The following is a 19,333-nucleotide window of genomic DNA, read 5'->3' as shown; positions in this document are numbered from 1 at the left end:
ACCTCCCTTGTTCGACACGACCATGACACGCCAAGCCAATATCACCCGCCGCCTTTTCCCACACGTTGCCCGTCGCACCGTTCTGCTCGCCATTGCCATCATGCCTTTCCTTGCCGCCTGCGGCGGAGGCGGGACATCATCAACGCAGTCGCCCGTTGCGGTCGTGGTCAAGGCGAACGGCGAAGCGTCCGTGCAGGCGCCGCATGTCATCGAGGCGTATGGCGAATCCACGTTCTCGAATGCCATCACCGGCGCGAACGAAGTCGAGCGCCTGCAGCAGCTGCTTGCCGGAAGCTATGACGTCATCAACCGCGCCATGCCGGGCACGTCCTCGCGACAGCAGTTCGAAGGCACCGATGGCAAGAACCTGCCCTGGGCCGAGCAGCTCGCGGCAAGCCGGGCGGACATCATCATTTTCAACCGCGGCATCAACGACGCCAACCAGCATTTTTCCGACGAGGAGTTCAACCGCATCATGACCATCATGATCACCTCGGCGCTGGCGGCGAAGAAGAGGGTCATCCTGCAGACGCCGAACGTGACCCGAACCGGCACGGCGCTCGACCAGAACGTCGACCATTTCGCCCAGCTCGTGCGCGAACTGGGCGCAAACCTCGGCGTGCCGGTGTCCGATGGCCATGCCATTTCCGAGACTATGCCTAATCCGGTGCCCGACACCATCCACCAGAGCGAAGCGCTGTCGCAGGCGATGGCCACCGACCTAGCGCGCATCGTCCGGGGCCTGCCCTGAGCCTTCCTCAGACTCCCTGAGCCACATTGGAAAGACAGCGCCCCCGCGTCCGGAAGGAGGCGGGGGCGTGTGGTGCTTGCGCCGGGCGCCGCGCGGGCTTACTGGTCGCGCGTGACCGAATTCAGGACCACGTCAGTCGCCGGGATGTCGCCGGCTCCCTGCACCGTTGTGGTCGGCACCGCGCCGATGGCATCGACCACGTCCAGTCCCGAGACGATCTTGCCGAACACCGCATAGCCGGGGTTGCTGGCATCCTTGTAGTCGAGAAAGGTGTTGTCGACGAGGTTGAAGTAGAACTGCGACGTCGCGGAGTTCGGATCGGTGGTGCGCGCCATGGCGAGCGTGCCGCGCGCATTGCTCAAGCCGTTGTTGGATTCGAGCGGAATCGGCGCGAGCTGTCCATCCTGCGGGACGAGTCCCGGCTTGAAGCCGCCGCCCTGCACAACGAAGTCCTTGATCACCCGGTGGAAGATGGTCTGCGAATAGAAGCCGAACTGCACGTAGCGCAGGAAATTGATCACGGAATTCGGCGCCTTGTCCGGATAGAGTTCGGCCACGATGTTCCCCTTCGAGGTCGAGAAGGTGACGCGCGGTGCCGGAACGCTCAGGGTCTTCGAGTAGATCACATCGCCCGAGCTCGTCTTGACGGTAACCGGGAAGTCGCCGGTCGCCGTCACCGTGCACTTGAGCACGTACTGCGTGGGCGTGGAGTAAACCCCCGTGCCCGAGGTGCAAGTCGGCGTATCGGGCGTCAGGGACTGTCCAGCGACGAAGCTGCCGACGAACAAGAGCGTCGCCGTCGAGCCGTAGGCGAGGTTGTTGGCATGAACTTCGAAGATGGCGGATTTGTCGCCGCCGCTGCCGCCGCAAGCGGCGAGCAGGACCGGCAGGAACAAGGCAAGGCGCAATTTCATGGTGGGCAGAACGATAGTCAGTGAAAGCAAGGGTTTGCAGTGGCGCCGTTGCAGCCAGGCCACCTTCGAGGCCCGCCATTCTCGCACAGTTTGACGGTGGATCGCCTGCAATATCAACGGCTTGCAAGAATGGGTAGACCATTTCCCACCACACGGGCCAAGTCCGCGCCGGCGCCGCCATGGCCTTCGCAAAACAGTGCGGGAAGGACAGAGGATCGATCGCGGGAACGATGAGAATGATGGCCGCCCGCAGTTTTTTTTCCTGTTTTGCAGAACCGATGCAAATAAGGCATGTCAATCCGGCGAATGGTACAAATGGAGACAATCATGGACCGAAGCTCGATCTTCGTGGCCTTGAGTCATATGGAAGGACCCAAAGTCGATTCCTTCACCATCTGCGAACTCTATGCAGCGACGGTGGCCGATATTGCTGAAAAGATCAGCAACGATGAAATGCGTCGCCTGCTTGTGGTTGGCGCCTATCTGTTTTCCCGGGAAAGGGACAGCGACGAGCCTGGCCAGATCGAGTTTCCCATGAAGCATCTGATGCAGTGACGTCCAGCCGCGACGGCCTGGTTCACGAAGCAGCGGGGCAGCATCGGGACAGGCGTCGAACGCGGCAAAGGCAAGCCGAGGAGAGAGGCGAGGGCCGGGTGTCCCGCGCCTGCCATGAACCCAGTCATTCCCTGACTAAATATTGCCGATTGAATGGTATCCTCATGGATCGATGCCGCGCGTACCGGCATCGGCAGGGTGCGCGTCGCCCCTGTCCGTCCATCCCGCTTGAGCCTGATGCTGATTACCACGCCCGTACGATTGCGCAGCTTGCTGCTGCTCCTGACCGCGCTCGGCTTGCTGCCGATCGCGCTGGTCGGCGGCTGGGGCATCCGCGCCACCATCGACCAGCAGGAACAGCAGTCGAGGGCGGCGGTGCTGGCGATCTCCCGCGCGCTGGCGAGCGCGGTCGATGCCGAACTCGAATCCACGATCAGCAGCCTGCGTTCGCTGTCCTACAATTCCACGCTGGTCTATGGCGACCTGCTCGGCTTCTACAACGTGGCGCAGGAAGTCACGCGCGAGCGTGCTGACTGGCGGTCGATCGTCCTGACCGATAATCTCGGCCGCCTGCTATTCAAGACCAACGCGCCCTTCGGCTCGACCGAGTCCCGCATCGTCGATCCGGAATCCGTCGCGCAGGTCATCGCCTCGCGCGAACCGGTGGTGGGCTCCATCGTCAAGAAGGTGAACGGTCCCGCCGCGTTCGCGATCCGCATTCCCGTCATCGATAACGGCAACCTGACCTACACGCTCAGCGTCGCGGTGAAGCCGGACCGCATCGTTGACATCCTCAAGCGCCAGAACGTGCCGGTCGACTGGGTGATCGCGGTCCACGATGCGACCCTGCATCGGGTTGCGCGGTCGCGCGACCACGAAAAGACGGTCGGCGCCAACATCACGCCCTCCCTGAACACGCTTCTGGCAGAAGGCAATCAGGAAGGCGTGGGCATCAGCCGCACGGTGGAAGGGGTAGAGGTGATCACCGCCTTCACGCGCACGTCCCATCATCGCTGGACGGTCGCGGTCGGTGCGCCCACCGCCTACTTCGAGCAGCAGATGCTGCAGCACTTCACGGTGTACGGCGCGGCGATCGCCGCCTCGCTGCTGATCTGCTTCTCGCTGGCCGTGCTGATCGCGCGGCGCATCGCCGGCAGCATCGACGGCCTTGAACGGCAGGCGGTGCGGCTGGTCCAGGGCGATCCGGTCGATGTGATGCCCAGCGTGATCCAGGAAGTCAACCAGATGGGCGCGGCATTGCAGGCCGCCTCGACAGAGCGCATCGCCGTCGAGCAGGAGCGCGAGCGCCTGCTCGAATCATTGAATGCCGCATTGGGCGCCGCGCAGGAAGCCGGCATGGCCAAGGACAATTTCCTTGCCATTCTCGGCCATGAGCTGCGTAATCCCCTGGCGCCGATGGTTGCCGCGCTCGACCTGCTCGATGCGCGCGGAGAAACCGCCGGGCTGCGCGAACGCGAGATCATGCGCCGCCAGGTCGGCCACATGAAGCGCCTCGTCGATGATTTGCTGGACGTGTCGCGCATCACGCGCGGCAAGCTGCAGATGCGCCGCGAGCCGGTGGCGCTCGCGGATGTGATACAGCAGGCAACCGACGCCGTGCAGCCGATGATGAGCCACAAGGGCCGGCGCCTGCTGGTCGACGTGCCCGGGAACGTCTGGGTGCTCGGCGACGAGGCGCGCCTCGTGCAGGTGGTGACCAACCTGCTCAACAACGCCATGCACTTCGATCCGCAGGGACCGATCTCCCTCATGGTCAGGAAGGAGCCGGAGCATGCCTGCATCGTTGTCAGGGACCGTGGAGCCGGCATGAGCGCCGAGACGGTGGACCGCATCTTCACGCCGTTCTACCAGGCGCCGCAATCGCTTGCGCGCCAGTCGGGCGGCCTGGGACTGGGCCTGGCGATCGTCAAGAGCATCGTCGACCTGCATGGCGGGACGGTCGAGGCGCGCAGCGATGGGCCGGGCAAGGGCAGCGAAATGACGGTGCGCCTGCCGGTCATCGCGCCGCCGCAGCTGCAAACGAAAGCGCCGCCGCCGGTGGCCGATGCGCGCCGCAAGCGCATCATCATCGTCGACGACAACGTCGACGCCGCCGACATGCTGGCCGAGGTGTTCCGCCTCGACGGGCACGAGGTGGATGTCTCGCATGATGGCAACTCCGCGCTGCGGCAGATGGCCTCCGCCACGCCCGACGTGGCGATCCTCGACATCGGCCTGCCAGACATCGACGGTTTCGAACTCGCAAGGACGGTCCGCGCGCGGCATGATCCATCCGCGGTCAAGCTGATTGCGCTGTCCGGCTACGGCCAGGAAGGCGACAAGGCCAGGGCGGCGGAAGCGGGCTTCGACCTGCATCTCACCAAGCCCGTCGACATGGACGAGCTCCGCCAGGCGCTTGCCTGAAACAGGATTCCAGGGCCGCTCGATGGCGCGGCAATGATTACATTGATGGCAGTTTCTGTATCTGTTTGTAGCTCGGGTAAAGCTTTGTAAAGCGAATATTACCGGGCCGCAAGCACCGCTATATTGAGGCTGTCAGGGCTGCTCAACAGCGGCTCTTACACCTCCTCCCTGCAGTAAGTTTTGCCCGTTCGCCTCCCCGGCGCGCGGGCTTTTTTCTTGCGGGCGGCTTGATGGCAGCCTTGTGCATTATTGAACGCCGCCGATCGCCGCATCAGGTCTGCGGCGGTCTTGGAGCGGCTGCGGCATCCTTCCTTTCCTGCGGCGCCTTCGACTCCTTCGGCTCCTTCGGCTCCTTTGTCGTGTCGGTCTTGTCCGCCTTCGGCGATGCGGACTTGCTCGCGGACTTGCCCGCAGGCTTGGCGGACGGCTTGCTCTCGCAGGCGATGCGCTGCATCTGGTCTTCGAGGGAGTCCGGAAGGATGTCGATCATTTCCGGCTTCTGCCGGATGCGCGCCAGCGGTTCCCCGCCCCCGAAGCGCTGCTCGTAGTACACCGATTCCAGGACGCCCACGCGCATGCCGGCACAGTCGATGCTTACATGCTCTCGCAGCGACAGGTAAGGCCTTTCCTTTTCCAGGTAGGCGGACCGCAGCAGTTCCCTGTCGGTCCACGCCAGCATCGTTCCATTCTCGCCGCGGCGCACGCTGCGATGCAGGAAGACCGCCGCGTCCTGCAGGGCGCGCAAGCCGCGCCACGAAGGACCCATGCTGAACTCGCCCTGGCGGTATAGGGACGCCGCGCTTTCCGGCGCTTGGTCAAGCACCGACTGGAGGCGGGACGCTTCATCCGGCCCTTCGGTGAGGTAGGCAGGGTCGGCGGCGCAGGCGAGGGTGCTCGCGCCCATGGCAATGGAAACGATGAACTGTTTGGCTTTCACGATTGGCATTCCACTCTTGCACGACGCGGGATCGCCGTGCCTTTCGTGCGAAAGCATACCCGAAGAAAAGGCGTTCTCGCGGGAACATTGCATACCGGAACCTGTCTATTGCCCTGTTTCAAGAAGGAGCTGCACTTGGCAATCCGGTTTCGGGTAGGAGATACGGTGGCTTTCCGGCGCGATGTCGCCGAGCGGTGCCGTTCGGAAGAACTCAGGCAATTCAGGGGGACGGTGGAAGCCATCGCCGGCGGCTGGCTGTTCCTGCGCGAGGAGAGCGGCCGCGAGAAGGTCATGCGTGCGGAAACGATGTCACGCGTGGCGCCGAGCGGCGTCATCCTCGAAGTGGTCTGAACTTCATCCCTGCTGCGCTTTCATACTCCTCCATGAAAAATTCCCAACGCGCAGCAATGAGTTTGCTGATGCTGTATTGCGCCATCCTGTGCTGCGGCTGCAAGCGCGCCGACGCAGCCGACGAAGCGGCGAATGCCGCGCCTCCCGCGCGCAGGGCCAAGCCGTCGCCGGCGCCGGTCGTTCCCGTGCTCGGCATCCGGGGCTGATCCCTGGCGTCTGTTCGCTCACGCAACGCGATGCGTGGCGGAAACGATTGCCTTCATGGCAGGAAACATCCGTCGTGGAATGAACATCCACTTGTTCGGCTGGACTAAGAAATAAGATAAGTCAACGAGAGCGTTCAGCGGAATGCCGCCGATGGCGCCGGGACCGCTTGCCATGCAAGGGTTCCGTGCCGGCCGCATCGCCAAGGGCATTCCGCCAGCCGCTCGCAGGTCCACGTCGCAGGAGGCGCATTCATGGCAGACGAGATTCGCCCGTCAAGGCAGTCATGTTCATCCCGAGTCCAGTACTGTTGGCGTCTCGCCATACCGTTCTGGATGTTCCGCGATGCCCATCGCGGCACGGTCGAGCAGCGCATCGCCAATTACCGGTATAACCGCGAGCGGCGCGGCGTGCTACCGTTCTACGTGTGGAAATGGATTGCGATCGCCTTGTGCCTGATGCAGGTCATGCGCATCTTCTCCGACCTCATGGCGCGGACCGCAGCGCAGAGCGCGGATCATCTCTGCGTCACGCTCGCCTGCATGAGCGCTGGCATCGGCTTCGCATTCGCCTGCATGGTCATCGTTCTGCTGACCGCTACCTATTTTTATCTTGCCTGGGTGAAGCAGTAGCGCCCGTGCCCGGTTCCTTGCCAGTCAATTGCCGCGGAATTTCCACGCCCTGACGTAATTGATCCTGAAGGCGTTGTCCGCGCCCTGCGGGGTATAGGGGTTGGCGCGGCTCAGGCTGCCGCTCCCCGCCGACGGGCTCGTCTCCTCGTTCACCATCCACAGGCCGATGTAGAAGTAGAGCGGCGCGCGTATCGCCGCGTGGTTGATCGCCTTGCCCATCTGGACGCCATCGAAGTAATAACGCACCGTGTTTTCGTCCCAGCGCACGCCGTACTTGTGGAAGCCGGCGGACAGGTCGGGCACGGTCATGACATCGCGCGCCCGGAGTTCGCCGATGAAGCTGTCGGGCTTGCTGGCGGCGGTCACGACGAAGTCGACGGCATGCAGCGCCTTGCTGGACCACGCGCCTTCGGGCGCGCCGGTGTAGGCGTGCATCATCGCGATCTCGGGGCCGTCGTTGGCGGCCAGCGAAATGACCGGATGCAGGCCGGCGCCGGCCGGCAGGCGGGCTTCCACCTCGAAGAAGCCATACTGCTGCGCGAATCGTTTGTCGCTTACGATGGTGCGGTCGAAGAATCGTCCGCTGTCGTCCGCGACGGGCCAGATGAGGAGCGAGCCGCCGGCAAGCTTGTAGTTGCGGACGGGGTGGTTCGGCTTGTAGTAGATGTCGGTGGTCCACTTCGCCGGGTCGATGGTGTCGCCCTGGTCGAACTCGTCGACGAAGCTGAGGATGTAGTCCTCAGCGCGCTGTCCCGCGGGGCCGGCGACGGCGGCCTTGTCGCGCGAACCCGTACCGTTCGTGCCGGCGCTGCTCTCGCAGGCGCAGAGAGAACCGAGCAGGCATGACAAGGCAAGGAGGCGTGGCAGGAGGCTGGCAAGGGAAGGCATCATGCTGGATGAGGGCGTCGTGCGTTCGATTGGGTACCGGTCGGAGGCGGAAGGCCCCTGGCGCAGCATGGACGGCCGGCAAGGCCGCGCCGCGTGCGTCCCGCAGCGGGCTGGGGTCGTCCGGATGTCAGGCTTTGCGGAAGAAGAACTTGGTGAAGCGGTAAACCATGGCCCGCAGCTGGTGGATCATGTCGGCCGGCGTTGGCACGCTGTGTTCCCGGCGGCTGCGCCTGCTCGAGGACCGGGTGCGGCGGTACATGGCGCTCGACCGGCTGCTCTCGACCGGATCCGGTGAAAAACGGAAGCCGCTTCCGGAGCGGTTGCGATCGGAACCCGCTTCGGACTGGGCGATCCAGTCGTCGTGTTCCTTGCGCTTGACCGGGTCGGACAGGACTTCGTAGGCGGAATTGATGATCTGGATGATCCGGATCGCTTCCTTGTTGCCGGGATTGCGGTCGGGATGGTATTTCTGCGAGAGCGTCTTGTAGGCAGCACGAATGACCTCGGGAGGCGCGTTGCGCGCCACCTTCAGATTGTCATAATGCGTATGGATTCGCCCCATGGTGTTATGCGTCGGTTTGCTCGAGGGTGTTCATTGCCGGATTTCATAGTAGGTCGGAACCGGCAATGGTCTCCTGCTCAAGATCAACGATCCACGCGCATCAATCGCAAGCCTGCGACGGGGGATCAGAGATATTTCGCCATGTACAACGTGGGGAAGGCGAATGCGGTCCAGACCTCGACCGTCGTCTTGATGAGGTATTCGTTCAGAGCGTAGGCGGCTTGAAATTGTTCCATTGCTGACTCCAAGTAAAGGAGAGAGCAATGTAGCAAGCCAGGAGGCAACGTTATTGACGTTTATCAATTCCTGCAGGTAATTGCTCGTCGCCGTCGTCCTTCCAAGATGACGTCCGCAGATGGGGCAGGTATTCCGGATGGCGGCGCTGCACGAAGTCGACCAGTCCTTCGCGGATCCGGCAACGCAAGTCCCACGCGCGGCCGGCATCGCCGGCGCTCACCAGGATGCGCACCTGCATGGCGCGTTCGCTCGATTCCACCACTTGGGTCTGGACCAGACGGCCATCCCATTCCGGCGCGTCGCGGCACAGGCGCTCCGCCTCCTCGCGCAGGAGGGCCACCGGCATCCGGTAGTCGACCCAAATGAGCACGGTGCCCAGGATGTCGGCATTGGTGCGGGTCCAGTTCTGGAAGGGGTTCTCGATGAACCACTGCAGCGGAACGATGAGCCGGCGCTGGTCCCAGATGCGCACCACCACGTAGGTGCCGGTGATTTCCTCGATCTGGCCCCATTCGTTCTGCACGATGACGACGTCGTCGAGGCGGATCGGCTGCGTGAGCGCGATCTGCATGCCGGCCAGGAGATTGCCAAGCACCGGTTTCGCGGCGAAGCCGACGACCAGGCCGGCGAATCCGGCGGAGGCAAGCAGGCTGGTGCCGATCTGCCGCAGGAGGGGCAGCGTCATCAGGGCGGCGCCCGAACCGATCAGGATGACGACCACGATGATGGTGCGGCCAAGCACCCTGGTCTGCGTCTGGATGCGGCGCGCTTCCAGGTTGTTGGGCGTATCGGCCGGATGCAGTTCGATGATCACGTGCATGACGGCGCGCACGCAGCGCACGCCCAGCCAGGTCATGGCAGAGATCAGCGCCAGCGCGCCTACGTGGCGTACGGCTTCCACTCCTGCCAGCGTGTCGGGCGCGTTGCGCAGGATGACCTGCGCCAGCAGCAGGAACACGACGGCCCTGCCGGCGCGGTGGCCGTATTGCAGCAGCCGGCGCGAGAAGGGCAGGGGCGCGGCAAGACGCTGCAGCACCGGCGTAAGGAAATGGTGAATGACGACGGCGACGATCCAGGCAAGGATCAGCTGGATGGAGATGGCCATCCAGGGCAATTCGCGCAGCATCAGCCACCAGGGAGCGAGCGCCACGCCGATGGTGGCGACCCAGTCTTCATTCATGGGCAAGACAGTGGTTCGGGAATGCTGCTCGGGTAAGGCCGCGCAGGGCTAGCGCCGGCGGATCGCCGGCGTTCAGGGGAACGAGGCTCCGGCGCCGCTTGCAGCGCGCCCGCAAGCATGTCGTTGCGTGCAGGACGGCGATCGCCTCGCAGGCGGGACGCGGGCCTCCCGGCACATGGGTGATGCGCCCCAAGTCAGGAGCGCGGCCGGCGCGGCTCGCTGACGGGATGGTGATCAGGCACGGGGTCGTCCTTCGGTTCCGGCTCCTGCTCGGGAACCGGTTCGCTGACGGGCACGGGTTCCGTCGGCACCTGATGGTCTTCCATTGTCATTCTCCACCTCCTGTTCGAATTCACGGGATGCCCATCCCTCGGCCGATGGCAATTCATGCTACGCGCGCGGTAGCCTTCATGCTTGATGGAGCGCATGGAACGTCATGCTATAAGCGGAGGTGATAACTGCCATCACGAATCGAAAGCAGACATTCCCGGTGCCTTGGCCTAAAGTAATACCTGTCTCCTCCAACTCTCCTTGAATTGGATTTACCCGCTCTCCGCAAGGTCAGCGGGTTTTTTTTCGTCCGCGCGAAATCGCGGCTAAATGAGTGATGGACCGGAAGGAAAAAGGAAACCCAGGCTCGGCCACTGGCGGCCGCGCCCGGAAAATGTGAATGGCGTTGACGGCTCGATGACATGCCTTGGGCAAGTCATCGAGCTTCGCGCCGGTGATGACGATGAACCACGTAAGCCAGAACGCGCATCAGGCTGCGCGGCCGACAGGCGGGACAAGCGGAGAGGGCATGGAAGTCAGCCCGCGTGCTTCCTCCCGCCGGGGAAGCATGGAACGGGCATGGCCCTCGCCGCTCAGGACGATGCCTGATTCTTCGGCTTGAACTGCTTGTCGCTGATGCGGAACTTGGTGCGGCGGTCGCCCATGAGTTCGCGCAGGTCCTTGATGCTCAGGTCCGACACTTCATGCATGCGGATCAGCAGCGACGCCCCGACCGGCAGGCGGCGGTGGCGGATCTTGCTGATCAATGGCGGCGCCACTTCCAGCGCGCGCGACAACGCCGCATCGTTTTTCAGGTTCAGCCTTTCGATCAAGGATTCCAGCAGATTGTTGGGATCGTACTGGAACTGACCGTGTTGCTGTTCGCTTTTTTGTTGGTTCATCTCGCTCATCTGTCAAAGTCCCCGTTGAGTGGTTCAGGTATAAGCCGGTTCTATTCTGACCAATCAGTTAGATGCTTTTTTGATAATGGTCAGAAATATACTGATCTTCGCGGGCCGTCTGATGTGTGTCATTGATTACCGACTATCCGTCTCGCAGACGACGCGCCCGCGCGCGCCGCACTGCCATTGAGCCTGTCTCTGCCGCAGGCGCAACCGGGTCAGACGAAATACGCCGCGCCCAGCACAAGCGGCGTGCCGCTGACGCCCGCGACGACCAGTCTGCGCGCGACGCTGTGGATCTCGTCTTCGAACGACCTGTAGGTCGCGAGCGGATCGCTCTGCCCGCCCTTCTTGCGGCGCAGGTGCGCAAGCGCGTTCTTGGACACCAGGCATTCGCGCCCGATGAATCCGACTTCCACGGTGAACGTCACGCCATCCTCGCCCACCCTCGGTTCTGCGATTGTTCTGCTCATCCGGTCTCCTTCGATGTTGTTTTCGGTCGTCGCGGCCAGGCTGCCGCTGCCTGCAGCCCTGACGTTCCCGATGGTAACGATCGTCGACAAGGCCATCTTGACAGGAATCAACGTACCATTGGACGCGGATCATGCCCGATACGTGGTCATTTCCCGTTCGCAGGAAGGCCCGTCGTGGCGCAGGATGCGGGTAGTGGCGTCGCCGCGTGCGACCTTGACGCAGGTGCAGTGCGGCGCGCCGGTCGTTCCGCTCACTTCGGAGGCCGGGTTGGCGCTACAATCGGCTGTGCGCCTTCCATCCGCGAAGGCGGAAAAATGAATTGGAGACCAGGCAATGTACCTTGATCACCCGAAGATCAGCGCCACCAACAGCAATACCGAACCCGACCGCATCGAGCGCTTGAACCGGGTTTACGGCTACGCCGTTGCGCTGGCAGACGTGGCCGGCGACCCGGCCTTTCTGGGAAAGCTGTCGCACCTGCACGACCACAAGGGCAATCTCATCGTGGTGTGGTTCGAGGCGCCGTCGGAGCAGGAAAAGAGTTATTTCGAACGCAGCTGGCAGAGCAAGGTCGGCGACGAGACGACCAACGTGAGGCACGAGCTCTGGGTGAACTCGGAAGAGGCGCAGGAACAGACCTGACGCCGGGGATGCCGCCCGCGGCGGGCGCGGGCGGTGATTGTTTCATGCCTTGCCGATCACTTCGATCCCGGCACCAGCGTCAGCACGTTGCTGGGCGAGATCTGGTCCTGGATCTGCTCGATTTCCTGCAGCAGGTTCATCAGCGCCCTCAGCCACGGATAACGCGCATAGCGGATCGCGCGGTTGCTCGACTCGAGGTCGGCGATCAGCTGCGGCGTCATGATGTGGGGATGGCGGGTGCTGCAGACGCCGCCATGCAGCTGGGCGCGCCGTCCCAGGTAGGCGAGCGCGCAGGCGCGCTTGTAGGCCAGCGCATTGTCGAAGCGTTCGGCCAGCGCCTTGTTCTCCTTGAATCTTCCGACATGCTGGCGATAGGCCCTCCAGTCGCCTTCCCGAATCTCGATTGCGCCGGAAGCGCCGCCGCTCTCCGGCGTCTCCGACTGGCTGCGTTCGGGGCTCTCTTTCTCTTGCTCTCGTACTGCTGACACTTTGCCTCCCGGGCGATGTGAAGTGAACGCGCGATGGTCCATGGATGGAATGGGATGATTGGACGCGGGCCGTCGCGGAAAAGTTCACGGCGGAAACATATTCCTTCGAGAGGGCATGCAGGAAGTTCGGTACCGCACTGTGAGCATCCTCATGGAGAGGGGCACTTTCTTTTCTTGCGTTTGCTGGCGGAAATGCTTTACTGTCATTACGGATATTGGTGTTCTGCGAGAGGCTTCCAGTAGCCGTACTCCTCCAAGGTTGGAACTTGCCCGCCGTCCGCGAGGATGGCGGGTTGTTTTTTGATGGCTTGAGGCGAGACGTGACCATGGATGATGCAAACCAGGTGAATCTGGCAAGCCGGGACGCCGGCGGCGAAGCCACCCTCACGCCTTTCGCGGCACTTAGGCCCAAGGGTGCATGCTGGTACTGCAACCAGCCGCTGGACAACGTCCGGAAGTTCTGCAGCAAGGACTGCGCGGACGACTACCGCACCGAGGAAGAAGTCTTCAACGGTTCCGCCGGCTGAGACGATTTCCCGCGATTCACGCGACGGCTTCCCAGGCCGCGCCGGACTTTCCATGAAGTTAATAAGGATTGATGCTTCGCAACCGGTCATCCCCGACCCATAGGCATTGCTCAGGGCCGCCTGACGTGGCCGGCGTATCGTGATGGTTCACGCCCATGCCCTGGAGCCTGCCATGACGCCCGACGAAATTGTTGCCGACCTCCACGATAAGAACCGCGACCTTCTGTACTCCCGCGATGACATTCACGCCCTGACGCCGGAACAGGTCCTCAGCCTGCTCGACGCCGCCGCCATGCAAGGCTTCCGGCTGGGCAGCAACGTCGCCCTGTCGATGGTGAAGGGCAGCCTGCTGGTGCAGCTGTCACGCAATGCCGTCAACCGCGGTACCGCAATCTGACAAAATGATCAAGTAGGGCGATACACAGCGTTACATTTTTCCTGGTCAACACGATTTCCTTCCTTGCGTTAAGTTCGTAGTATTCACGCAGACCGTTTTTGACCGAAGGAAATGTATGAAAACAAAGGCCTTACTGGCATTCGCCGCGACATGCGCATGCATGTCCTCCGCCGCCATCGCCGCCGAATGGGATGACTATGCGCGCGTGGTGAGCGTTTCTCCCCAGCTTGAACAGGTGAACCGGCCGCGTCAGGAATGCCGCACCGAATACGTCGCCGTTCAGCACCAGTACCCGGCCCAGCGCGGCGTCGGCGGCTCCATCGTCGGCGGCGTGGCCGGCGGCCTCCTCGGCAACCAGGTGGGCAACGGCAATGGCCGGACCGCCGCCACCGCTGCCGGGGCCATCGTCGGCGCCATCGTCGGCGACCGCATGGAAAACACCGCCCCGGGCGGCGGCGCGGTGGTGGAACAGCAGCCGGTTCAGCGCTGCTATACCGTTGACCAATGGGAAACCCGCAACAACGGTTACAATGTCACCTACGAGTACAACGGGCGCACCTACAGCGCGCTGATGCCCTATGATCCGGGACAGCGCATGCGCGTGCATGTGGCCGTGACGCCGCGTCCCTGAGCGCGGACACGCCGCACGCCGCGGCCCGCGACGAGCAACCTGAATCAACCGGTACCGTGCCGCGGTGCCGGTTTTTTTTCGCCATGACCAACACACTTCCGACATTCCGCGTCCTGCTCCTCCTCACCGCAGCCAGCCTGGCCGGCGGTTGCGCCAGCCTCTCGCCCGAGCAATGCCGGCAGGCGAACTGGGAACAGATCGGCTATGCGGATGGCGCCCAGGGGCTCTCTGGGGCGCGCGTCAACGATCATGCGAAGGCCTGCGCGGAATCCGGCGTCCGTCCTGACCTGAATGCCTACCTGCGCGGCCGCTCCCAGGGCCTGTTCAGCTACTGCCAGCCGGAAAACGGATTCACCGTTGGCCGGCGCGGCAGCGAGCAGAACGCGGCGGATTGCCCGGCCTCGATGCGCGGTGCCTTCATCGACAACTACCAGCGCGGACAGCAGGTCCATGCCATCGAACAGGACCTGGCCCAGCGCCGCGGACGCCAGAGCCACAATGCCACACGCACCCGCAATGCCAACGACCGCATCAACGCGATCCGGACCGAGCTGGCGCGCAGCGACCTTTCCTCCGAGCGCCGCAACGCGCTCTTGACCGAGTTCAACAGGCTGGTCGAGGAAAAAAATACAATCAACCGCGACAACGCGATGCTCGCCATCGAGGTGGATCGCCTGCAGATTCAGCTCAACCACGCCTTGCGGTCTTTCGGCCGTTGAACGACGGCCTTGAGGCCGGTGCCGCGAGGTTCACGCCAAGTGCGATTTCCTTGCGCTGCACTGTGCGGCGACTCTCTTCGGGGAACAATCGCCTTGATATCGGGTCAGCTTGTCACTAACAATTCTTATCCTTCTGTTAACGACACGAACCGGGTGATGTGACCGGGCATGACGGGCATGTTCCAGCCATGCCTGTCTCCGGCACTTGCCGAGCGCCTGGCGAAATGCGACCTCGAATCCCGACTTGCCGCTTTCCTTGCCGACGCGGCCGATCCGATCGGCGCAGCGATTCTGCGCAGGGCACGAGATTCCATTCCGCCTGGCATTCCCGAGCCGCGAAGACCAACCTTCGTCTTCATCGCGCGTCGCACACGCGCGGCGGCTCTCCCACCATGGATTGACCTATGACCACAAGCCAGACCCATCAAGCCCAAGCCAACCCCAAACCGCCGCTCGAACTATGGGGCGGCATCGAATGCACGGTCGTGCGCCTGCGGAACGAGTACCGCGACCAAGTCGCGGAGACCGGCCACCAGGACCGCATCGAAGACCTCGACGCCATCGCCGAAATGGGCATCAAGACCCTGCGCTATCCGGTACTCTGGGAGACCATTTCGCCGGACGATCCCGAGACCTGCGACTGGCGCTGGCATGACGCGCGCCTGCAGCGCCTGCGCGAGCTGGGCATCAATCCCATCGCCGGCCTGGTCCACCATGGCAGCGGCCCGCGCTACACCGACCTGCTGGATCCCGAATTTCCCGAGAAGCTTGCGCGCCATGCCGAGAACGTCGCGCGCCGCTACCCCTGGCTGGAAATGTTTACGCCGGTCAACGAACCCTTGACCACCGCGCGCTTTTCCGGCCTCTACGGCCACTGGTATCCCCATGGCCGCGATACCGCGACGATGCTGCGCGCGCTGTTCAACGAATGCCGCGGCGTCAAGCTGGCCATGGCGGCGATCCGCCGCGTCATCCCGGGCGCCCGGCTGGTCCAGACCGACGACATGGGCAAGGCGTTCAGCATCCCGGATCTGCAGCACGAGGCCGATTACCAGAACGAGCGCCGCTGGCTGGCCTTCGACCTGCTGGTCGGCCGCGTCGGTCCGCAGCACGGCTGGTACCAATCCTTCCTCGACGCCGGCGTTCCGGAAACGGCCTTGCAGGACCTGGCCGATGAACCCTGTCCGCCTGACATCGTCGGCATCAACCATTACCTGACAAGCGAACGTTTCCTCGACAGCGACATGGACCGCTACCCCTCCGGCTTCCGCTGCGACGACCATCCGCATTACGTCGACGTGCAGGCGGTACGCGTGCCGCTCGCGAACGGTGTGACCGGGCCGGAGGCGCGCCTGCGCGAAGTCTGGGAGCGGTATCGCCTGCCCATCGTGGTCACCGAGGCCCACCATGGCGGCGCCCGCGACGACCAGTTGCGATGGCTGACCCAGATCTGGCAGGCTTCGCTCAAGCTGCGGGAAGAGGGCGCCGACATCCGCGCGGTCACCATCTGGTCGATGTTCGGCTGCGTGGACTGGAATACGCTGCTGCTGTGCAAGGACGGGTTCTACGAGAGCGGCGCCTTCGACGCGCGCTGCACGCCGCCGCGCCTGACCGCGCTGGGCAAGGCCGCCGCCTCGCTCGCCAAGACCGGCAGCTTCGATCATCCGGTGCTCGACGGCATCGGCTGGTGGCAGCGCGAAGACCGCTATTTCTTCACGCCGGAACCGCACCACGCCGCATCATCCGCGCCATCCTCTCCGGCCATCATCAGCCATCCCCGCAAGCTGGTCATTACCGGCGCGACCGGAACGCTCGGCCAGGCGATGTCGCGCATCTGCCATTTCCGCGGCCTCGCGCATGACGTGCTGAGCCGCAAGGACATGGACATCGCCGACGAATCCTCGGTGGAAGCCGCGTTGGCGCGGCATCGGCCCTGGGCGGTGATCAATACCGCCGGCTACGTGCGCGTGGCCGAGGCGTCGCGCGAGCAGGAGCGCTGCTTCCGGGAGAACGCGCATGGCGCGGAAGTGCTGGCCCGCGCCTGTGCCCACCTCGGCATTCCCTACATCACCTTTTCCTCGGACCTCGTGTTCGACGGCTCGCTCGGCCGCGCCTACGTGGAGAGCGACGAGCCCTCGCCGTCGTGCGTCTATGGCAGCAGCAAGGCGGATGCGGAGCGGCGGGTCATGATGGCCCACCCCGAGGCGCTGGTGGTGCGCACCAGCGCCTTCTTCGGACCCTGGGACCGCTACAACTTCGTTCACAACGTCCTGCGCGACCTGGCGTCCGGCGTGAAGGTGGAAGTGCGCGACGACGTGCTGGTGTCGCCGACCTACGTCCCGGACCTCGCCCATTGCTCGCTGGACCTGCTGATGGACCATGAAACCGGCATCTGGCATCTCGCCAACCAGGGCCTGGTGTCGTGGTACGAACTGGCCGAGCGCGCCGCCCACCGGGCCGGCATGGATACCGCCGCGCTGGTGAAGACCCACGGCGGCGGCCGGGGCATCACCGCCCTGAGCAGCGAGCGCGGACTGATCCTGCCCAGCCTCGCCAGCGCCCTCGACCGCTACATGCATGAAAACACGATGGCATGGAACGCCGACAAGCGGGCGGCCGCCTGAAACAGGTTTTCAGGCAAGACATTTTGCAATGCAGGGAACAGCCTCGGCGTGAAATACTCCAAACAGTGGACCGGGCGGCCGTGGAGGACGCCCGGCACGGTTGGCTGGCCCGCTGGCGGCGCATTGAGCGGCGGGCTGGCGCGCTGGTCATCCACCGACATAAGGAAAAAGAATGGCTGAAACCGCGTATCCGCGCCCGCAACTTGTGCGCGAGCACTGGTTGTCCTTGAACGGGCAGTGGAAATTTGCCTTCGATAACAACAAGCAGTTCAAGCACCCATCCGATCCGATCGAATGGACCCACGACATCACCGTTCCCTATCCACCGGAATCCAAGGCGAGCGGCATCGCCGACCGCGGCTTCCATTCGGCCGTCTGGTACCAGCGCGAGTTCGACATCCAGCCTGAGCACGGCAACATCCTGCTCCACTTCGGAGCAGTGGATTACCAATGCAAGGTCTGGGTCAACGGCCATCAGGTCATCGAGCATGAAGGCGGTCATTCGTCTTTCCATGCGGACATCACCCGCGCCCTCGGCGAAGGCACGCGGCATACGCTGACGGTGTACGTGGAAGACGATCCGCTCGACCTCGCCAAGCCGCGCGGCAAGCAGGACTGGCAGCTCGAACCGCACTCGATCTGGTATCCGCGCACCACCGGCATCTGGCAGACCGTGTGGCTGGAACGCGTGCCGACCACCTACATCAAGACCCTGCGCTGGACCCCGCATTTCGACGGCTTCGAAGTCGGCTGCGAAACCATCATCGCCGGCGACCTGCAGGAAGACCTGACCGTCGAGGTCAAAATCCGCAATGGCCGCAAGGTCCTGTCCGACGACCGCTACAAGGTCATCAGCGGCGAAGCCAACCGCCGCATCGCGATCTCCGATCCGGGCATCGACGATTCGCGCAACGAACTGCTGTGGAGCCCCGAACACCCGACCCTGCTCGACGTTGACGTCATCCTGCGGCATGGCGAAGAGGTGATCGACAAGGTGAAGTCGTACACCGCCCTGCGCTCGGTGGAAATCAACCGTGACCGCTTCATGCTCAACGGCCGGCCCTATCACCTCAAGCTGGTGCTGGACCAGGGCTACTGGCCCGACAGCCTGCTGACGCCGCCCGACGACGACGCGCTGCGCCGCGACGTGGAACTGGCCAAGGCGATGGGCTTCAACGGCGTGCGCAAGCACCAGAAGATCGAGGATCCGCGCTACCTGTACTGGGCCGACCGCCTCGGCCTGCTGGTCTGGGAGGAAATGCCCTCGTCCTACCGCTTCACGCCGCAGGCCATCAACCGCATGGTGCGCGAATGGACCGAAGTCATCGATCGCGACTACAGCCATCCCTGCATCATCGTGTGGGTGCCCTTCAACGAATCCTGGGGCGTGCCCAACCTCACCTCAATGCAGGCCCACCGCAACGCGGTGGAGGCGCTCTACCACCTGACGCGCACCCTCGACCAGACGCGGCCCGTCATCGGCAACGACGGCTGGGAAGCCTCCGCCACCGACCTGCTCGGCATACACGACTACGATCCCGACCCCGAACGGATCGCGGTCCGCTATTCGCACCAGAACGCCAAGGACCTGTTCGACAGGCGGCGCCCCGGCGGACGCATCCTCACGCTCGATGGCTATCCGCATCGCGGCCAGCCCATCGTGCTCACCGAGTTCGGCGGCATCACCTATGCCAAGAAGCCGGAGGAGGGCGTCAACGGCGTCTGGGGATATTCGCTTGCCGCGAGCGACCAGGAATTCCTCGATGCCTACAAGCGCCTGCTGGAGGTGGTGAACGAGACGCCGCTGTTCTCCGGCTTTTGTTATACCCAGTTCGCCGATACCTTCCAGGAAGCGAACGGCTTGCTGACGGCGGACCGGTCGCCGAAGCTGCCGTTGTCGGAGATTTTTGACGCTACGCGAAATGTGAAGCCGAACCAGAAGCGGTCCTACGGGATTTGATGGGGCGGGGGGCTTGGTCCTCTCGCGGCGCCGGGTGTTGGTTTCGAATGCTGACGGCATCGGC

General features: G+C 63.6%; 24 protein-coding genes. 13 read left to right on the top strand and 11 right to left on the bottom strand.

Annotation, left to right across the window (positions count from 1 at the left end):
* Positions 1-22: 22 nt before the first annotated feature.
* The gene (locus G3574_RS04460) at positions 23-751 is read left to right on the top strand and encodes an SGNH/GDSL hydrolase family protein (RefSeq protein WP_163960816.1); all 729 of its coding nucleotides are present in this window, start codon (positions 23-25) and stop codon (positions 749-751) included.
* 98 nt (positions 752-849) lie between these two features.
* Here G3574_RS04460 and G3574_RS28770 read toward each other — a convergent pair whose 3' ends face one another.
* Positions 850-1,695, bottom strand: coding sequence for a peptidylprolyl isomerase (locus tag G3574_RS28770; protein ID WP_328804724.1), 846 nt, complete (start codon positions 1,693-1,695; stop codon positions 850-852).
* 297 nt (positions 1,696-1,992) lie between these two features.
* On the opposite strand from G3574_RS28770, the gene G3574_RS04450 reads away from it, so the two are divergent.
* Together G3574_RS04450 and G3574_RS04445 are read left to right on the top strand one after the other, a co-directional pair.
* The gene (locus tag G3574_RS04450; protein WP_163960815.1) at positions 1,993-2,220 is read left to right on the top strand and encodes a hypothetical protein; all 228 of its coding nucleotides are present in this window, start codon (positions 1,993-1,995) and stop codon (positions 2,218-2,220) included.
* 153 nt (positions 2,221-2,373) lie between these two features.
* A complete protein-coding gene (locus G3574_RS04445; protein WP_163960814.1) occupies positions 2,374-4,644 on the top strand; it encodes a hybrid sensor histidine kinase/response regulator in 2,271 nt (756 codons plus the stop codon).
* A gap of 271 nt (positions 4,645-4,915) precedes the next feature.
* Here G3574_RS04445 and G3574_RS04440 read toward each other — a convergent pair whose 3' ends face one another.
* Entirely contained in the window at positions 4,916-5,581 is a 666-nt protein-coding gene (locus G3574_RS04440; protein ID WP_163960813.1) for a surface-adhesin E family protein, read from the bottom strand.
* A gap of 135 nt (positions 5,582-5,716) precedes the next feature.
* Between G3574_RS04440 and G3574_RS04435 the strand changes: the two genes are divergently transcribed.
* Together G3574_RS04435 and G3574_RS04430 are read left to right on the top strand one after the other, a co-directional pair.
* The gene (locus tag G3574_RS04435) at positions 5,717-5,932 is read left to right on the top strand and encodes a hypothetical protein (RefSeq protein ID WP_163960812.1); all 216 of its coding nucleotides are present in this window, start codon (positions 5,717-5,719) and stop codon (positions 5,930-5,932) included.
* A gap of 32 nt (positions 5,933-5,964) precedes the next feature.
* On the top strand, positions 5,965-6,138 hold the full coding sequence (locus G3574_RS04430; RefSeq protein ID WP_163960811.1) for a hypothetical protein: 174 nt from the start codon (positions 5,965-5,967) through the stop codon (positions 6,136-6,138).
* An 18-nt stretch (positions 6,139-6,156) separates the two neighbouring features.
* Here the strand turns inward: G3574_RS04430 and G3574_RS04425 are convergent, their stop codons facing one another.
* Entirely contained in the window at positions 6,157-6,312 is a 156-nt protein-coding gene (locus G3574_RS04425) for a hypothetical protein (protein ID WP_163960810.1), read from the bottom strand.
* 159 nt (positions 6,313-6,471) lie between these two features.
* Here G3574_RS04425 and G3574_RS04420 point away from each other — a divergent pair, with 159 nt between their 5' ends.
* On the top strand, positions 6,472-6,768 hold the full coding sequence (locus G3574_RS04420) for a hypothetical protein (RefSeq protein ID WP_163960809.1): 297 nt from the start codon (positions 6,472-6,474) through the stop codon (positions 6,766-6,768).
* Positions 6,769-6,792: 24 nt separating this feature from the next.
* On the opposite strand, the gene G3574_RS04415 is transcribed toward G3574_RS04420, so the two are convergent.
* The 7 genes from G3574_RS04415 to G3574_RS28630 all read right to left on the bottom strand — a co-directional run bounded on the left by G3574_RS04415 (position 6,793) and on the right by G3574_RS28630 (position 11,535).
* Positions 6,793-7,659 (bottom strand): glycoside hydrolase family 16 protein, encoded by an 867-nt coding sequence (locus G3574_RS04415; protein WP_163960808.1) that lies wholly within the window; start codon positions 7,657-7,659, stop codon positions 6,793-6,795.
* A gap of 124 nt (positions 7,660-7,783) precedes the next feature.
* Complete coding sequence (locus tag G3574_RS28925) at positions 7,784-8,218, bottom strand: J domain-containing protein (RefSeq protein ID WP_163960807.1); 435 nt, start codon at positions 8,216-8,218, stop codon at positions 7,784-7,786.
* 286 nt (positions 8,219-8,504) lie between these two features.
* On the bottom strand, positions 8,505-9,635 hold the full coding sequence (locus G3574_RS04405) for a mechanosensitive ion channel family protein (protein ID WP_235953003.1): 1,131 nt from the start codon (positions 9,633-9,635) through the stop codon (positions 8,505-8,507).
* Positions 9,636-9,829: 194 nt separating this feature from the next.
* Complete coding sequence (locus G3574_RS28635) at positions 9,830-9,961, bottom strand: hypothetical protein (RefSeq protein WP_268958863.1); 132 nt, start codon at positions 9,959-9,961, stop codon at positions 9,830-9,832.
* 537 nt (positions 9,962-10,498) lie between these two features.
* Positions 10,499-10,807 (bottom strand): hypothetical protein, encoded by a 309-nt coding sequence (locus G3574_RS04400; RefSeq protein ID WP_235953001.1) that lies wholly within the window; start codon positions 10,805-10,807, stop codon positions 10,499-10,501.
* 218 nt (positions 10,808-11,025) lie between these two features.
* Positions 11,026-11,280, bottom strand: coding sequence for a DUF1488 family protein (locus tag G3574_RS04395; RefSeq protein WP_163960805.1), 255 nt, complete (start codon positions 11,278-11,280; stop codon positions 11,026-11,028).
* Between the two features lie 129 nt (positions 11,281-11,409).
* Positions 11,410-11,535 carry a hypothetical protein gene (locus tag G3574_RS28630; RefSeq protein WP_268958862.1) on the bottom strand — a complete coding sequence of 42 codons (126 nt, stop codon included), beginning with the start codon at positions 11,533-11,535 and terminating at the stop codon, positions 11,410-11,412.
* A 79-nt stretch (positions 11,536-11,614) separates the two neighbouring features.
* Here G3574_RS28630 and G3574_RS04390 point away from each other — a divergent pair, with 79 nt between their 5' ends.
* Positions 11,615-11,923, top strand: coding sequence for a hypothetical protein (locus G3574_RS04390; RefSeq protein ID WP_163960804.1), 309 nt, complete (start codon positions 11,615-11,617; stop codon positions 11,921-11,923).
* A gap of 56 nt (positions 11,924-11,979) precedes the next feature.
* Here the strand turns inward: G3574_RS04390 and G3574_RS04385 are convergent, their stop codons facing one another.
* Positions 11,980-12,411 carry a hypothetical protein gene (locus G3574_RS04385; protein WP_163960803.1) on the bottom strand — a complete coding sequence of 144 codons (432 nt, stop codon included), beginning with the start codon at positions 12,409-12,411 and terminating at the stop codon, positions 11,980-11,982.
* 326 nt (positions 12,412-12,737) lie between these two features.
* On the opposite strand from G3574_RS04385, the gene G3574_RS04380 reads away from it, so the two are divergent.
* From G3574_RS04380 to G3574_RS04355, 6 genes are all read left to right on the top strand, one after another.
* Positions 12,738-12,938 (top strand): hypothetical protein, encoded by a 201-nt coding sequence (locus G3574_RS04380; protein ID WP_163960802.1) that lies wholly within the window; start codon positions 12,738-12,740, stop codon positions 12,936-12,938.
* Between the two features lie 172 nt (positions 12,939-13,110).
* Positions 13,111-13,335: a hypothetical protein gene (locus tag G3574_RS04375; protein WP_163960801.1), complete on the top strand. Its 225-nt coding sequence runs from the start codon at positions 13,111-13,113 to the stop codon at positions 13,333-13,335.
* 115 nt (positions 13,336-13,450) lie between these two features.
* Complete coding sequence (locus G3574_RS04370) at positions 13,451-13,966, top strand: glycine zipper 2TM domain-containing protein (RefSeq protein ID WP_163960800.1); 516 nt, start codon at positions 13,451-13,453, stop codon at positions 13,964-13,966.
* An 83-nt stretch (positions 13,967-14,049) separates the two neighbouring features.
* A complete protein-coding gene (locus tag G3574_RS04365) occupies positions 14,050-14,685 on the top strand; it encodes a DUF2799 domain-containing protein (RefSeq protein WP_163960799.1) in 636 nt (211 codons plus the stop codon).
* A 404-nt stretch (positions 14,686-15,089) separates the two neighbouring features.
* Positions 15,090-17,309, top strand: coding sequence for a family 1 glycosylhydrolase (locus tag G3574_RS04360; protein WP_163960798.1), 2,220 nt, complete (start codon positions 15,090-15,092; stop codon positions 17,307-17,309).
* A gap of 172 nt (positions 17,310-17,481) precedes the next feature.
* Entirely contained in the window at positions 17,482-19,269 is a 1,788-nt protein-coding gene (locus G3574_RS04355) for a glycoside hydrolase family 2 protein (RefSeq protein WP_163960797.1), read from the top strand.
* Positions 19,270-19,333: the final 64 nt, after the last annotated feature.

It is taken from the genome of Noviherbaspirillum galbum, from assembly GCF_010974945.1.
GTDB lineage: Bacteria > Pseudomonadota > Gammaproteobacteria > Burkholderiales > Burkholderiaceae_D > Noviherbaspirillum > Noviherbaspirillum galbum.
Note: the sequence above shows the minus strand (reverse complement) of the source record. Positions and strands in the feature narration are given on the sequence as shown.

What these genes read in the sequence shown, in the direction of transcription:
- G3574_RS04395 (WP_163960805.1), bottom strand. Translation starts at nt 11,280, where the DNA reads ATGAGCAGAACAATCGCAGAACCGAGGGTGGGCGAGGATGGCGTGACG.
- G3574_RS04430 (WP_163960811.1), top strand. Translation starts at nt 5,965, where the DNA reads ATGAAAAATTCCCAACGCGCAGCAATGAGTTTGCTGATGCTGTATTGC.
- G3574_RS04375 (WP_163960801.1), top strand. Translation starts at nt 13,111, where the DNA reads ATGACGCCCGACGAAATTGTTGCCGACCTCCACGATAAGAACCGCGAC.
- G3574_RS04425 (WP_163960810.1), bottom strand. Translation starts at nt 6,312, where the DNA reads ATGGCAAGCGGTCCCGGCGCCATCGGCGGCATTCCGCTGAACGCTCTC.
- G3574_RS04380 (WP_163960802.1), top strand. Translation starts at nt 12,738, where the DNA reads ATGGATGATGCAAACCAGGTGAATCTGGCAAGCCGGGACGCCGGCGGC.
- G3574_RS04445 (WP_163960814.1), top strand. Translation starts at nt 2,374, where the DNA reads ATGGTATCCTCATGGATCGATGCCGCGCGTACCGGCATCGGCAGGGTG.
- G3574_RS28635 (WP_268958863.1), bottom strand. Translation starts at nt 9,961, where the DNA reads ATGGAAGACCATCAGGTGCCGACGGAACCCGTGCCCGTCAGCGAACCG.
- G3574_RS04355 (WP_163960797.1), top strand. Translation starts at nt 17,482, where the DNA reads ATGGCTGAAACCGCGTATCCGCGCCCGCAACTTGTGCGCGAGCACTGG.
- G3574_RS04460 (WP_163960816.1), top strand. Translation starts at nt 23, where the DNA reads ATGACACGCCAAGCCAATATCACCCGCCGCCTTTTCCCACACGTTGCC.
- G3574_RS04450 (WP_163960815.1), top strand. Translation starts at nt 1,993, where the DNA reads ATGGACCGAAGCTCGATCTTCGTGGCCTTGAGTCATATGGAAGGACCC.
- G3574_RS04420 (WP_163960809.1), top strand. Translation starts at nt 6,472, where the DNA reads ATGTTCCGCGATGCCCATCGCGGCACGGTCGAGCAGCGCATCGCCAAT.
- G3574_RS04405 (WP_235953003.1), bottom strand. Translation starts at nt 9,635, where the DNA reads ATGAATGAAGACTGGGTCGCCACCATCGGCGTGGCGCTCGCTCCCTGG.
- G3574_RS04365 (WP_163960799.1), top strand. Translation starts at nt 14,050, where the DNA reads ATGACCAACACACTTCCGACATTCCGCGTCCTGCTCCTCCTCACCGCA.
- G3574_RS04390 (WP_163960804.1), top strand. Translation starts at nt 11,615, where the DNA reads ATGTACCTTGATCACCCGAAGATCAGCGCCACCAACAGCAATACCGAA.
- G3574_RS04400 (WP_235953001.1), bottom strand. Translation starts at nt 10,807, where the DNA reads ATGAACCAACAAAAAAGCGAACAGCAACACGGTCAGTTCCAGTACGAT.
- G3574_RS28925 (WP_163960807.1), bottom strand. Translation starts at nt 8,218, where the DNA reads ATGGGGCGAATCCATACGCATTATGACAATCTGAAGGTGGCGCGCAAC.
- G3574_RS04360 (WP_163960798.1), top strand. Translation starts at nt 15,090, where the DNA reads ATGACCACAAGCCAGACCCATCAAGCCCAAGCCAACCCCAAACCGCCG.
- G3574_RS04415 (WP_163960808.1), bottom strand. Translation starts at nt 7,659, where the DNA reads ATGATGCCTTCCCTTGCCAGCCTCCTGCCACGCCTCCTTGCCTTGTCA.
- G3574_RS04370 (WP_163960800.1), top strand. Translation starts at nt 13,451, where the DNA reads ATGAAAACAAAGGCCTTACTGGCATTCGCCGCGACATGCGCATGCATG.